This window comes from Sphingomonas sp. SphC10 (assembly GCF_057004845.1).
The window spans coordinates 2288412-2302728 of sequence record NZ_CM168044.1 but is presented as its reverse complement, the minus strand read 5'-3'; the positions used below and the strand labels follow the sequence as shown (position 1 = coordinate 2302728).

12 protein-coding genes are annotated in these 14317 nt (G+C 66.5%); 8 read left to right on the top strand and 4 right to left on the bottom strand.

The genetic code is table 11. The features are described from left to right. Position 1 precedes the first annotated feature (1 nt). Positions 2-271: a hypothetical protein gene (locus ACWKSV_RS10525; RefSeq protein WP_076717462.1), complete on the bottom strand. Its 270-nt coding sequence runs from the start codon at positions 269-271 to the stop codon at positions 2-4. On the opposite strand from ACWKSV_RS10525, the gene ACWKSV_RS10520 reads away from it, so the two are divergent. The 7 genes from ACWKSV_RS10520 to alr all read left to right on the top strand — a co-directional run bounded on the left by ACWKSV_RS10520 (position 270) and on the right by alr (position 7918). Next, entirely contained in the window at positions 270-905 is a 636-nt protein-coding gene (locus ACWKSV_RS10520; RefSeq protein ID WP_076717460.1) for a YoaK family protein, read from the top strand. The genes ACWKSV_RS10525 and ACWKSV_RS10520 overlap by 2 nt on opposite strands. 113 nt (positions 906-1018) lie before the next feature. Beyond that, positions 1019-2536: a CoA-acylating methylmalonate-semialdehyde dehydrogenase gene (locus ACWKSV_RS10515; RefSeq protein WP_076717458.1), complete on the top strand. Its 1518-nt coding sequence runs from the start codon at positions 1019-1021 to the stop codon at positions 2534-2536. A 127-nt stretch (positions 2537-2663) separates the two neighbouring features. Further along, positions 2664-3806 carry an acyl-CoA dehydrogenase family protein gene (locus ACWKSV_RS10510; RefSeq protein ID WP_076717456.1) on the top strand — a complete coding sequence of 381 codons (1143 nt, stop codon included), beginning with the start codon at positions 2664-2666 and terminating at the stop codon, positions 3804-3806. Between the two features lie 127 nt (positions 3807-3933). Next, entirely contained in the window at positions 3934-4983 is a 1050-nt protein-coding gene (locus ACWKSV_RS10505) for an enoyl-CoA hydratase/isomerase family protein (protein ID WP_076717454.1), read from the top strand. Between the two features lie 13 nt (positions 4984-4996). After that, complete coding sequence (locus ACWKSV_RS10500) at positions 4997-5773, top strand: enoyl-CoA hydratase (RefSeq protein WP_076717452.1); 777 nt, start codon at positions 4997-4999, stop codon at positions 5771-5773. A gap of 146 nt (positions 5774-5919) precedes the next feature. Further along, positions 5920-6795, top strand: a complete 876-nt coding sequence (gene mmsB, locus ACWKSV_RS10495; protein ID WP_076717451.1) for a 3-hydroxyisobutyrate dehydrogenase — start codon at positions 5920-5922, stop codon at positions 6793-6795. 94 nt (positions 6796-6889) lie between these two features. Then, positions 6890-7918: an alanine racemase gene (gene alr, locus ACWKSV_RS10490; protein ID WP_076718409.1), complete on the top strand. Its 1029-nt coding sequence runs from the start codon at positions 6890-6892 to the stop codon at positions 7916-7918. A gap of 50 nt (positions 7919-7968) precedes the next feature. Here the strand turns inward: alr and ACWKSV_RS10485 are convergent, their stop codons facing one another. From ACWKSV_RS10485 to ACWKSV_RS10475, 3 genes are all read right to left on the bottom strand, one after another. Beyond that, on the bottom strand, positions 7969-11142 hold the full coding sequence (locus ACWKSV_RS10485) for a TonB-dependent receptor domain-containing protein (protein ID WP_076718407.1): 3174 nt from the start codon (positions 11140-11142) through the stop codon (positions 7969-7971). 210 nt (positions 11143-11352) lie between these two features. Then, positions 11353-12525, bottom strand: coding sequence for an acetyl-CoA C-acetyltransferase (locus tag ACWKSV_RS10480; RefSeq protein ID WP_076717449.1), 1173 nt, complete (start codon positions 12523-12525; stop codon positions 11353-11355). Between the two features lie 22 nt (positions 12526-12547). Beyond that, the gene (locus ACWKSV_RS10475; protein WP_076718406.1) at positions 12548-13543 is read right to left on the bottom strand and encodes an alpha/beta fold hydrolase; all 996 of its coding nucleotides are present in this window, start codon (positions 13541-13543) and stop codon (positions 12548-12550) included. Between the two features lie 90 nt (positions 13544-13633). Here ACWKSV_RS10475 and phaR point away from each other — a divergent pair, with 90 nt between their 5' ends. Beyond that, on the top strand, positions 13634-14191 hold the full coding sequence (gene phaR, locus ACWKSV_RS10470; protein WP_056436843.1) for a polyhydroxyalkanoate synthesis repressor PhaR: 558 nt from the start codon (positions 13634-13636) through the stop codon (positions 14189-14191). Positions 14192-14317: the final 126 nt, after the last annotated feature.

The window sequence follows — 14317 nt, the reverse complement described above, 5'->3', positions numbered from 1 at the left end:
GTCAGGGGGAGGTATGACGGGCGCGACGACGGGGAATGACCCGTGGGCGCAGACGCTTTTCGCGACGCATGTCGCTATGACCCAGCGCCATCATGATGATGACCAGCGAAGACAGCGCCGACACGGTCAACCAGATTTCCACCAGCGCACCCGCCATGCCGTCTGCCCCTGCTCCGAACCGCGCCAACGCGCCTGCCCCCGATCCGATCCCTTCACGCGCCGCAATATCCTTTGGTCCCGCCCCGACCGCTGCGATATAGCTGCCCGCCATGATCCGATCCGATCGCCGATCCTGGCCGCTGGCCATCTGGCTGGCCCTGCTGTCCGGTTATGTCGATGCGATCGGATTTCAGCAGCTTGGCGGCTATTTCGTTTCCTTCATGAGCGGCAACGGCACGATGCTGGCAGTCCAACTGGCCGCACCGCACGGACCCTTGGCGGGAGCGGTCGCGATATTGGCGATGCTGCTGGCGCTGTTCGTCGCGGGCGTGCTGGTCGGTACGCTGATCCGGCTGGCGCTGCCGCGCATCGGGCAGGTCGCGGTGCTGCTGCTGGTCGCCTTGCTGCTGGGCGGCGTCGCGCTACTGGGCGGATGGACCGCGCCCGCCATGGTACTGGCGATGGGCGCGGCCAATGCTACCTTCGAGCGCGACGGAGAGGTCAGCATCGGCGTCACCTATATGACCGGCACGCTGGTCAAGATCGGCCAGCATCTGGCGCACACCGTCGCGGGGCGGGAGCGTTGGGGGTGGCTGCCCTATCTGCTGCTCTGGAGCGGGTTTCTGGTCGGGGCGGGGCTGGGGGCGCTGGCCTATCCGCTCTGGGGACTGGCCTCGCTGGCGGCGGCGGTGGTGGGCGCGCTGATCGCGGCGGGAGCGGCCTGGCGGCTCTGTCCGGCGGCCTGACGCACGCGCAAACGGGCTCGCCGCCTTTTTGGTCGACCCATCTTGGATTTCACGCGAGAGCAATATAATTACAAGGGTAAGAGTCGGGCATCAGCCCCGAAACAGGAGAGCTTATGCGCGTGATCGACCATCTGGTTGCCGGCGGCCAAGCCGCAACCGACGCCACCGTAACCCGGCCCGAGGGTCGTTTGGGTGATGTCTTCGACCCCAATAGCGGCCAGGTTCAGGCCCGCGTGATGCTTGGCGATGCCGCGCTGCTCGAACGCGCCGTGGCCGCCGCGCAAGCCGCGCAGCCGGGCTGGGCCGCAACCAATCCGCAGCGCCGGGCGCGGGTGATGTTCCGGTTCAAGGAACTGGTCGAGCAGAATATGGATGCGCTGGCGCATCTGCTTTCCTCCGAACATGGCAAGGTGATCGCCGACGCCAAGGGCGACATCCAGCGCGGGCTGGAGGTGATCGAGTTCGCCTGCGGTATCCCCCACGCGCTGAAGGGCGAATATACGCAAGGCGCAGGGCCGGGCATCGACGTCTATTCGATGCGCATGCCGCTGGGCATCGGGGCGGGCATCACCCCGTTCAACTTCCCCGCGATGATCCCGATGTGGATGTTCGGCGTCGCCATCGCCTGCGGCAACGCCTTCATCCTGAAACCGTCCGAGCGCGATCCCTCGGTCCCCGTCCGCCTGGCCGAACTGATGCGCGAAGCGGGCGCGCCCGAGGGCATCCTTCAGGTCGTGCACGGCGACAAGGCGATAGTCGATGCGATCCTCGACCATCCGGCGATCAGCGCGGTCAGCTTCGTGGGCTCGTCCGACATCGCGCATTACGTGTACCGGCGCGGCGTCGAGGCGGGCAAGCGCGTTCAGGCGATGGGCGGCGCCAAGAACCACGGCATCGTCATGCCCGACGCCGATCTGGACCAGGTGGTCGCCGACCTGTCGGGCGCGGCCTTCGGCTCGGCGGGCGAGCGATGCATGGCGCTGCCGGTCGTGGTGCCGGTCGGTGACAAGACGGCGGATGCACTGCGCGAGAAGCTGATCCCGGCGATCGACGCTTTGCGGGTCGGCGTCTCGACCGATGAGCAGGCGCATTACGGCCCGGTGGTGAACGCCGCGCACAAGCGCCGTGTCGAGGACTGGATCCAGACCGGCGTCGACGAGGGTGCGGAGCTGGTCGTCGATGGCCGCGGCTTCCAGTTGCAGGGTTATGAGGAAGGCTTCTTCATCGGCCCGTCACTGTTCGACCGGGTGACGCCCGCCATGCAGAGCTACAAGGAGGAAATCTTCGGCCCCGTGCTCCAGATCGTCCGCGCGCCCGATTTCGAGACGGCGGTCCGCCTGCCCAGCGAGCATCAATACGGCAACGGCGTCGCCATCTTCACCCGAAACGGCCACGCCGCGCGCGAGTTCGCGGCGCGCGTCGAGGTGGGCATGGTCGGCATCAACGTGCCGATCCCGGTGCCGGTGGCGTATCACAGCTTCGGCGGGTGGAAGCGCTCGGCGTTCGGCGACGTGAACCAGCACGGCATGGAGGGGGTCCGCTTCTGGACCAAGGTGAAGACGGTGACGCAGCGCTGGCCGGATGGCTCGCCCGATGGCGGCAATGCCTTCGTAATCCCGACCATGGCGTAACAGCACGCCCCTCCCGTTTACGGGAGGGGCTGGAGGAGGGAAAGCCACAGGCGGCGGTCTCGGTGAGACTCCTTGCCCTCCCCAAACCCCTCCCGCCTGCGGGAGGGGCTTCAGAAGTGGAAGCAAAATGACCCAATTCGACCTCACCGACGAGCAGCGCGAGATCCAGGAACTGGCGCGCCGCTTCACCGCCGATCGCATCACGCCGTATGCGGGCGAGTGGGACGAGAAGCACATCTTTCCCCGCGACACGATCAAGGAAGCCGCCGAACTCGGCTTCGCCGCCATCTACGTGTCCGAAGAGTCCGGCGGCATCGCGCTCGGGCGGCTGGAGGCGGCGCTGATCATGGAGGCGATGGCCTATGGCTGTCCCTCGACCAGCGCCTTCATCTCGATCCATAACATGGCGTCGTGGATGATCGATCGGTTCGGCGATGCGGATGTGAAGGGCCGTTACCTGACCGACCTCGTCACTATGGAGCGGATGGCGAGCTATTGCCTGACCGAGCCGGGTTCGGGCTCCGACGCCGCCGCGCTGAAGACCCGCGCGGTGCGCGACGGCGACCATTATGTCGTCTCCGGCTCGAAGCAGTTCATCTCGGGCGGCGGCGAGAACGAGGTCTATGTCACCATGGTCCGCACCGGAGAGGACGGACCGAAGGGCATTTCCTGCCTGGTGATCGACAAGGACACACCCGGCGTCTCCTTCGGCGCGAACGAGCGCAAGCTGGGCTGGCATTCGCAGCCGACGCGGCAGGTGATGTTCGACAATGTCCGCGTGCCGGTCGCCAACCGGCTGGGCGCGGAGGGCGAGGGCTTCCGCATCGCGATGATGGGGCTGGACGGCGGGCGGCTGAACATCGGCGCCTGCTCGCTGGGGGGCGCGCAGCGCTGCCTGGACGAGGCGGTCGCTTACGTGAAGGACCGCCGCCAGTTCGGCAAGGCGATCGCCGAGTTCCAGAACACCCAGTTCACCCTTGCCGACATGGCGACCGAGCTGGAGGCGGCGCGCGCGCTGCTCTATCTGGCCGCCGCAAAGGTGACGGACAATGCGCCGGACAAGACGCGCTTTGCGGCGATGGCCAAGCGGCTGGCGACCGATACCGGATCGTCGGTGGTCGACCGGGCGCTTCAGCTGCATGGCGGCTATGGCTATCTGATGGACTATCCGATCGAGCGCTTCTGGCGCGACCTGCGCGTGCATTCGATCCTGGAGGGCACCAACCAGGTGATGCGGATGATCGTCGGGCGGGATTTGCTGAAAGACTGAGCCGTCACATTGGCACCACCCCGGCGAAGGCCGGGGTCCAGTTGCCAACCGGCCGGTGGCGCGCCACGTAACGCACGGCATCTGGGCCCCGGCCTCCGCCGGGGTCGAAGAAGATAGAAGGACGGGCATGACCCAGGATCTGATCGTCACTCGCGAAGGCCCGGTGGGGCGGCTGCGGCTCAACCGGCCCAAGGCGATCCACGCGCTGACCCGCGAGATGTGCGAAGGCGTGCTGGCCGCGCTGGAAGACTGGCGCGGCGATCTGTCGGTGGAGGCGGTGATCATCGACCATGCCGAGGGGCGCGGCTTTTGCGCGGGCGGTGACATTCGCCTGCTGGCGGAAAGCGGTGCGGGCGACGGCGAGGCGGCGCGGGGCTTCTTCCATAGCGAATACCGGATGAACCACCGGCTGTTCACCTATGCCAAGCCGATCGTCGCCTTCATGGACGGCATCACCATGGGTGGCGGCGTAGGCATTTCCACGCCGGCCGGCTTCCGCGTCGCGACCGAGAATACGCGCTTTGCCATGCCCGAGACGGGCATCGGCCTGTTCCCCGATGTCGGCGGCGGCTGGTATCTCTCGCGCCTGCCGGGCCGGATGGGCGAGTTCCTCGCACTGACCGGCCACCGGCTCGACGGGGCGGAGGCGTACGCCTTGGGGCTGGCCACCCATTATCTGTCGTCCTCCACGCTGGACGAGGCCAAGGCTGAGATCATCGCCGCGCCACAGGAGATTGCCGCGACGCTCGACCGGCTGTCGATGCCTGCGCCGGAGCCGAAGATCATGGCGCATGCCGCCGAAATAGACCGTCTCTTCGCCGCCGATACGCTGGAAGAGATCATCGCCGCGCTGGAAGCGGACGGCGGCGAATGGGCGGCGCAGCAGCTCGCCGTGCTGCGCACCAAATCGCCGCAAGCCTGCAAGGTGTCGCTCCGTCTGCTGCGTGAGGGGAGGCTGACCACCGACTTCGCCGACGAGATGCGCCGGGAATACGGCATCGCCTCCCGCGTGGTGCAACGCCCCGATTTCGTCGAGGGCGTCCGCGCGCTGATCGTCGACAAGGACAATGCGCCGCGCTGGGACCCCGCCACGCCCGAGGGCGTGACCGACACGATGATCGACCATATCTTCGCACCCATGCCCGAAGGGCAGGCCTGGACACCCGACGACCGCTGAGAAGGACGCCTGCATGACCGAATACAACACCCTGATCGTCGAGCGCCGCGAGGCGGTGACCTTGGTGACGCTCAACCGGCCGCAGGCGCTGAACGCGCTCAATGGCGAGCTGCTGTCCGAACTGCTCGACGTGATGCGCGGCTATGACGCCGATCCCGAGCAGCGCTGCGCCGTCATCACCGGCAGCCCCAAGGCCTTTGCGGCGGGCGCGGACATCAAGGAGATGCAGGAGATGGACTTCGCCGCCATGTATGGCGGCAATCATTTCACCGGCTGGGACGACTTCACCCGCACGCGCAAGCCCATCATCGCGGCGGTTGCGGGCTATGCGCTGGGCGGCGGCTGCGAGCTGGCGATGATGTGCGACTTCATCCTCGCCGCCGACACCGCCAAGTTCGGCCAGCCCGAGATCAAGCTGGGCGTGACGCCGGGCATGGGCGGCTCTCAGCGGCTGGCCCATGCGGTCGGCAAGGCCAAGGCGATGGAGATGTGCCTGACGGGCCGGATGATGGACGCCGAGGAAGCCGAGCGTTCGGGCCTCGTCGCGCGCATCGTCCCCGCCGCCGATCTGGTGGAGGAGGCGCTGAGGACCGCCGCGACGATCGCGGGCATGGCCCCGATCGCGGTCAAGGCCAACAAGGAAATGGTCAACGCCGCCTTCGATATGGGGCTGGCGCAGGGTGTGCAGTTCGAACGGCGCTTGTTCCACGGCCTGTTCGGCTCGGCCGACCAGAAGGAAGGCATGGCCGCCTTCGTCGAGAAGCGCAGCCCCAACTGGACCAACCAATAATGAGTCTCACGCCCCTCCCGCAGGCGGGAGGGGATGGGGGAGGGCAGGGAGTCTCACCGAGACCATCGCTCGCGGCCTTGCCCTCCCCAAACCCCTCCCGCCTGCGGGAGGGGAGCAGAAGAAAAATAATAAATTAGGAGAGCATCATGGCGCGGATCGCTTTTATCGGCCTGGGCAATATGGGCGGCGGGATGGCCGCGAACCTCGCGAAGGCGGGGCATGACGTCCGTGCCTTCGACCTGTCGGCGGAGGCGCTGGCGGCGGCCAGGGCGGCCGGGTGCCTGCCGGTCGACAGCGCCCTCGCGGCGATGGAGGGCGTCGAGGCGGTCGTGACCATGCTGCCCGCCGGGACCCATGTCGAGCGCGTCTATGCCGACGCCGTCTTCGCCGCCGCACCTCCGTCCGCGATCCTGATCGATTGTTCGACCATCGACGTCGCCACCGCGCGCCGCGTCGCGGAGGCGGCACAGGGCAAGGGCATGATGGCCGTCGACGCGCCCGTGTCGGGCGGGATTGCGGCGGCCAAGGCGGGGACGCTGACCTTCATGGTCGGTGGTTCGGAACAGGCCTTTGCCCGCGCCGAACCGTTCCTGTCCGCCATGGGCCAGGCGGTGATCCATGCAGGCGGCAACGGCGCGGGCCAGGCGGCCAAGATCTGCAACAACATGCTCCTCGGCGCGACGATGATCGCGACCTGCGAGGCGTTCGTGCTGGCCGAGAAGCTGGGGCTGGAGGCGCAGACCTTTTACGACATCGCCTCGGTCTCGTCGGGGCAGAGCTGGTCGATGACCAGATATTGCCCCGTCCCCGGGGTCGGCCCGGAGACGCCCGCCGATCATGACTATCAGGGGGGCTTCGCGGCGGCGCTGATGCTGAAGGACCTGAATTTGGCGATGCAGGCGGCCCAGGATGCGGGCGCGACCACGCCGATGGGCAAGCGGGCGGCAGAACTTTACGCAGCGTTCGTGGGAGAGGGGCAGCCGCCGGTGGACTTTTCGGGGATCATCCGCACCCTCCGCTAAGCCCCATCCTCGTTCAGGCTGAATGGGCTGGGGCCAAGGAAAAGCCCATCGCGCCTTTTCCCCCTGACCAATGCGGCCTAAAGCCCGGAGGGTGATGGAAATACCCGCTCCCCTCCGCCTGCGTGTCGACCGCGATGCGCTCGTTTCCAACTGGCAGGCGCTCGACCGGTTGAGCGGGACGGCGGCGTGCGGCGCGGCGGTGAAGGCCAACGGTTATGGCCTGGGCGCGGGGCTGGTCGCCGAAACGCTGGCCAAGGCCGGATGCCGCGATTTCTTCGTCGCCAACTGGGCCGAGGCGCAAGGCTTGGCCTCGCTGGGCGTCACGCTGTCGGTCCTGCACGGCTTGCGCGCTGAGGACCTGCCCGCCGCGAAAGCCGGGTTCGCCCGCCCGGTGCTGAGCACGCCGGATCAGATCGCCCGTTGGCGCGACAGCGGCGGTGGCGTGTGCGACGTGATGGTCGATACCGGCATGAACCGGCTCGGCGTGTCGGTGCAGGCGGTGCGGGACGGCCTGCTCGACGGACTGACGATCGAGACGCTTATCAGCCATCTCGCCTGCGCCGACGAGGATGTCGCGATGAACGGGCAGCAGCGCGAGGCCTTTGCCGGCCTGAAGGGCCGCACCGGCGCGCGACGCATGAGCCTCGCCAATTCGGCCGGAATCGGGCTGGGCGCGGATTATCATTTCGATCTGACCCGGCCGGGACTGGCCCTGTACGGCGGCCTGCCGCGCCGCGACATGGCGGGGCACCTCCGCCAGGTCGCCTGGCCCGAAGCACAGATCCTTCAGCGCCGTCTTGTGCCTGCGGGCGAGACGGTCGGCTATAACGCCACCTGGACCGCGCCCGCCGATACCGAGGTGGCGATCCTCAATCTGGGCTATGCCGACGGCTATCGCCGCGCGCTGTCCGACCTTGGGGCGGCGGTGGCCGATGGGGAAAGGCTGCGCGTGCTGGGCCGGGTGTCGATGGACCTGCTGGCGGTCGACGTGACCACGCGCCCCGACCTGGCCGAAGGCGACTGGCTGGCCATGGACTATGACCTCGCCGCCGCCTCCGCCGCGTCGGGCGTGTCGCAATATGAGTTGCTGACCGGCCTCGCCCAGCGTTTTGCACGGGCATAAAAAAGGGGCCTTCCCGAAGGAAGGCCCCGATCAACTTCGATCCGCTGGGATCAGAAGTTGGCCTTGAACCCGGCATAGAAGAACCGGCCGATATTGTCGTACGGATCGCCCGACGCCGTACCGATCAGATCGTAGGGCGGCTTCACGTCGGTCAGGTTGTCCACGCCGACATAGAAGCGGAACCGCTCGGTGGCGTTAAAGCCGACCTGGACCGAGTGGTAGAACGCCTCGGGATAATAGACGACCGGATAGGCGTCGGGATTGCGCGCCGGACGGCCGTCATAGCTGTTCTGCGTTTCCCATTCGCCGATGGTCGACTTGCCTTCGTAACGCAGGCGATACTGAAGATCGAAGGTTTCGAAGTTCAGGTTGCCGACGAACTGGCCGCGCCATGCGGAATAGCCCAGCTCGCTCTTGTACCGATCGCGGAAGGTCGGATCGCCCACATCGGTATAGCCGTTGTTCTGCGCCACATAGCTGGCCAGGACACGAAGGCTCAGGGTGCCGGTGTCGCTGATCTTCGTACGGTACGACAGGTCGAAGTCGATGCCCGAGGTTTCCAGCTTGGCGAAGTTGAAGCCCTGCGAGAAGAACGACGGACCCGTCGGAGTCAGCGGAACGGTGGTGCCGCCATGGATGACGCTCGACTGACCGGCGAACGTACCGTTCGGATTGCGGATGACCGCGGCGCAATACTGGTTGTTGATGCCGCTGGGATTGTCATAGCACTGGTTGATCAGCGTCTGAGCCGCCAGCGAGACGATCGCGTCCTTGATCGTGATGTTGTAGTAATCGACCGTGAACGACAGGCCACGGATCGCCTGCGGCTGGAACACCGCACCGATGGTGAAGCTGTTGCTCTTTTCGGCGTTCAGGTTCGGGTTGCCGCGATTGACGCCCGCGATGCTGGCCGCCGTGCCGTTGGTGAACGGTTCGGTCGTGCCGTTGAACGTCTGGGTCGTCGGCACACCCGCTGCCGCGCAGTTCCGGGCGCGGTTGGGGTTGTTGTTGATGTTGTTCTGGCTGCACGGATCCGACGGCTGGGCGAAGGTCTGGTTGTTGGCCGTGAACAGTTCGCCCAATGACGGCGCACGGACCGAACGGGCATAGCCGCCACGGATCGTGATGTCGCGGATCGGCGACCAGATCGCGTTCAGATTGTACGTCCAGGGCGTTCCGGCATTGCCGACATTGTAGTGCGACACGCGGGCAGCACCGGTCAGCGTCAGTTCGTGGAAGAACGGACGATCGGCCAGCAACGGCACGCTGAGTTCGCCGAACGCTTCCTTGATGTCATAGGCGGGCGGCGCGAAGGTCGGGATGGCGTTCAGGAACGTCGCCCCGCTGGCGGTCAGATCGTCATACTTCGAGTATGCCGTCTCGCGACGATATTCACCGCCCAGCGAGAAGGTGACGTCGCCGCCCGGCAGGCGGAACAACTTGCCGTTGATGAAGCCCAGCAGGTCGAACTGCTCGGCCTTCTGCTTGCGCGTCGAGGTGACCGAGAAATAGTTCAGCGCGGCCTGGCTGACCTGGCCCTGGCCGAACAGGTTGATGGGCACGCAGGCCGCGTCGTCATTGGCGGTCGAGGCGTCGGCATTGATACCGCACACGATCTGACCGGCGGCGTTGCGCACGGCGTTGATCGAATTGTTGTACTTCTGCGTAACGTAGTTGCCTGCCGTCCGGTAGAAGGTGTCGAGGCGGCCATAGTTCGCCGACACTTCGTAATGCCAGCCCTGGCCGAAATCGCCCTCGACGCCGCCGACGATGCGGAAGGTCTCGCGCGTATGGTCTTCGCCGCGACCGCCGAAGTCGACGTTGAAGCGCTGCGCCACGAAGGTCGTGGCGCCCGGTGCCAGCGCCTGTTGCAGCGTCGAGCGGGCCTGGTCGGTCAGATACGGGTTGTTGATGCTGAAGGTGTTGTTGGCGAAGGTCGGCTGACCTTCCTGCAACGACTTGATGCGGACATACTTGGCTTCGATGAACGGCTTGAAGGCGTCCGAGATATCGAAGTGCGCCAGCAGGTTGCCCGAAGCGCGTTCCATGCGCGGCTGCAACATGCCCAGCAGACGCAGCGTCGAGCCACGGCCGCCGACGCAGTTGGTCGAGGCGGGACGCAGATCGGCGACGCAGTTGTTGGCGGTCAGCGTACCGTCCGGGTTGAACAGGAAGTTCCGGCCATATTGCGACAGCGGATTGGCGCTGCCGACATTGGCGATGCCCGTGCAGGTGAACGCACGACGCGCGGCGAAGGCCGCCGCCGACTCGCCCGTGGCCGCGACCGTCGGGCACGAGGATGCGAACACGCCACCTTCCGAGATGGTGCCGTTGCGCACGCCGGTCAGGAAGTTGGTGTCGGGGATGCCGTCACCGGTCGACGGCTCGCCGCCGGTGCGGATCACGCCGCCGTTCGGGTTCAACTGCGGGCCGGTGTTCTGCACCGCGTTGAACTGGCGACGGCCCGAAAAGGCGCCGGTGATGTCGTCGCGATCGGTGAAATAGACGACGTCCGAGAAGGAATATTCGGCCGACGCGGCGATGTTGCCGCGACCCTCGGCGAAGTTCTTACCGGCGGTCAGTGCGCCGAAATAGGAGCCGCGCGTCCCGTGGCTGGAAATGCCGCTCTGGCCGGTGGCGCGAAGGCCCTCGAAGTCGCGCTTCAAGACGAAGTTGACGACGCCCGCCATGGCGTCCGAGCCGTATACGGCCGAGCTGCCGCCGGTCACGACGTCGACGCGCTCGAGCAGGTCGGTCGGGATGGTGTTCGTGTCGATCACGAAGCTGCCCGGCTGCGCGGTCACGTGGCGGCGACCGTTGACGACCACCAGGGTGCGCTGCGTGCCCAGACCACGAAGGTCGAGCAGGTTCAGGCCCGAGGTGCCGATGAAGCGGGTCGAGTTCGCCTGGCTGTAGGTCGTACGCAGCGCCGGCAGCTGGTTGAGCGAGTCACCCAGGTTCAGGTTGCCGGTCGAGGTCAGCAGTTCGGCGGTGACCGACGTGACGGGGGTCGGCGAGTCTAGGTTCGGACGAGCCAGACGCGAGCCGGTGACGATGACGTCGCCCGCAGCCTGTTCGCTACGCTCGGCGACGTTGGGATCGGTCGCGGCATCCTCTTGCGGCTGCGCCGCGGTGGTGCCCGAGGTGGCGGTCTGCGCGAATGCGGCGACCGGTATCAGGACCAGGGTGCTGGCCAGCGCAGAGGCGCCCAGCAGGGTACGCATATTCATTCTTTACCCCCAATATGACGGATCGTTCATGTCCGTTCATCGCAGGGAAAGAAATTTCCGACGGGAAAACAAGCGCTGACGCAACGCTTTCCGAAAATTGCGTCACCATAGTTGCAGGGATGTGACAGCTTCGACACATCCCTGCAATCTAACGGTTAAACGCGAAATTTTCGAAAAGTGGCGTGTTTATCGCTCAACACACGTTTATCGTTCGAGGCACATGGCGATGCCCATGCCGCCGCCGATGCACAGCGTGGCCAGACCCTTCTTGGCGTCACGCTTCTGCATTTCGTAGATCAACGTCGTCAGCACACGCGCGCCGCTGGCGCCGATCGGGTGGCCCAGCGCGATCGCGCCGCCATTGACGTTGACCTTCTCGGGATCGAGGCCCAATTCCTTGCCGACCGACAGAGCCTGTGCGGCAAAGGCCTCATTGGCTTCGATCAGGTCGAGGTCGCCGATGGTCCAGCCCGCCTTTTCCAACGCGCGCTTGGTGGCGGGGACGGGGCCGATGCCCATGACCGACGGATCGACGCCCGCGGAAGCCCAGCTCTTGATCGTGGCGAGGATCGGCGTACCCCGCTTCTCGGCTTCCTCGCGGCTCATCAGAACGATGGCGGCGGCGCCGTCGTTCAGGCCCGAGGCATTGGCGGCCGTGACCGTGCCGTCCTTTTTGAAGGCAGGGCGGACGCCCGACACGCTCTCGATGGTCGCACCGGCGCGGATATATTCGTCGTCGGCGACGACCGTATCGCCCTTGCGGCCCTTGATGGTGACGGGCGCGATCTCGTCCTTGAAGCGGCCCTCGCCGCGCGCCTTCTCGGCCAGATTCTGCGAGCGGACCGCGAACTGGTCCTGCTGGTCGCGGGTCACCTGATACTGCTCAGCGAGGTTCTCGGCGGTGATGCCCATGTGATAACCGGCAAAGGCGTCGGTCAGGCCGTCATGTACCATGGTGTCGACCATGGTCAGCGGACCCATCTTGGTGCCGCCGCGCATCGTCTGGGCATGGGGCGAGAGCGACATCGATTCCTGACCGCCCGCGACCACGATGGTCGCATCGCCGTTGGCGATCGCCTGCATCCCCAGCGCCACGGCGCGCAGGCCCGAGCCGCAGACCTGATTGACGCCATAGGCGGGGACCTCCTTGGGAATACCCGCGGCCATCGACGCCTGGCGCGCCGGGTTCTGGCCCTGCGCGGCGGTCAGCACCTGGCCGAGGATCACCTCGGACACGTCTTCGCCCTTAATGCCCGCCTGTTCCAGCGCGGCGGTGATCGCCACCCGGCCGAGTTCGTGCGCGGGCGTGGCGGCAAAGGCGCCCAGGAAGCTGCCCACGGGGGTACGCTTGGCGGCGGTAATGACGATCTCGGTCATGAAGGCTCCTTTAGGTTCGGATCTATCTAGGTGTTGGGAGGGCGGTGATCCAGTCGGCGAGCGGCTGCCAGAGCTGTTGCTCCGCACGGCCGCCGACGACCATGCCGACATGGCCCGTGCCCCCCGCTCGCCGGTCGGACAGGCCGATGGCGGTGGCGGCGGGAACGATCCGGTCGGCGGTAGCGATGAATTCGACGCTAGGGGCGTCGCATTGCGATGGCGTGACGGTCGCCCCGGCGACGTGCCATCGTCCCTGGCCGGGACGATCCTCGGCGATCAGTTCCTCGAACAGCTCGCGGCCGAATGAGTGGGGCAGGGGGGCACCCTGGTTGGCCCAGTCCTCCAACCGGACGAAGCGGCGAGCGGCATCGCTGCGCGGATCGAGTTCGGCGAAGGCCGCATATTTGGCGATGGTGCGCGCCGGATCGAGCCGCCAGAAGCCCGCCTGCAACGCCTCCATGGGAACGAGGCCGAGCGCTTCGGAGGTCGGCTTGATCCCGGCCCATTGCGCGGCCATCGCGGCGCGCGCTTCGTCGCCATAGCCGGTGAAATGCCATGGTGCGGCGATCGCGGCCAGCCCGGCGACCTTGCTGCGCGCCGCCGCGGCCATGGCGAGCGTGCCGCCCAGGCAATAGCCGACCAGGACCGGTGGCTGTGGCAGGCACGCAATCAGGGGGAGCAGGAAGCGTTCGACATGGCCCGCAACGTCGATGTCGCGGTCCTTCACGCCCGGCGTCCCCCAATCGACCAGCCAGGGATGGAAACCCCGCCCGCGTAGCCAGCGGATCAGCGAGCGGTCGCGGGACATGTCGAGGATGGAAGGCGGGTTGATCAGCGAGGGGATGAACAGCACCGGCCGTCCTTCGCCTCCCGCATCGCGCAATTTCACCCGGCCGCGCCGTCGCCGGACGGGCAGAGCGCGCATCGGCCGCTCGCGCTTCGCCTCCTGAAACCGGCGCAGTCCCGCCAGCGCGGCCTGTACCAGCTCGGGATTTTCCGCAGCTTCGCTGCGCAACATCGCCAGGAACAGCGGCAAGGGTCGCGGACCATGTTGCGATGCGAAATCCAAGGCGTTAGGCTGCGACAAAACCATGAAAGGCGGGGGTCCATGAAGAAGCAGGCATCGGACGGCGTCGTGATCGTCAAGAAATACGCGAACCGGCGGCTCTACAACACCGAAACCTCCTCCTACATCACGCTCGACCATCTGGCGGGCATGATCCGCGCGGGTCGCGATTTTAAGGTCGTCGACGCCAAGACCGACGAGGACATCACCCATAATGTCCTGACCCAGATCATCATGGAAGAGGAAAGCCGGGGCGAAACCATGCTGCCGGTGAATTTCCTGCGCCAGCTGATCTCGATGTACGGCGATTCGATGCAGGCGATGGTGCCGGGCTATCTGGAGGCGTCGATGGACAGCTTCCGCCGCAACCAGGAACAGTTCAAGTCTGCGGTCGAGGGCGCGTTCGCGAACACGCCCTTCGCCGACATGGCCAAGCGCAACCTCGCGATGTTCGAGGCCGCGACGCAAGGGTTCAAGCCTGGTGCGGCGGCGCCCGCGCCGACCCCGGCAGCGCCCGCCGCCAGCAAGGACGCCGAAATGGCCGCTCTGAAGGCGGAGCTCGCCGCGCTGAAGGACAAGATCGAGAAGCTGGGGGAATAGCCCCGAGCCTCCGTTCAGGCTCCCTTCTTCTTCCCTCTCCCCTGGACAGGGGAGAGGGTTAGCGGAGCTTGCCAGCGTGCTGGCTAGCGCAGCTTGGGTGAGGGGTTGAGCGAGCCTAAAGGCTCG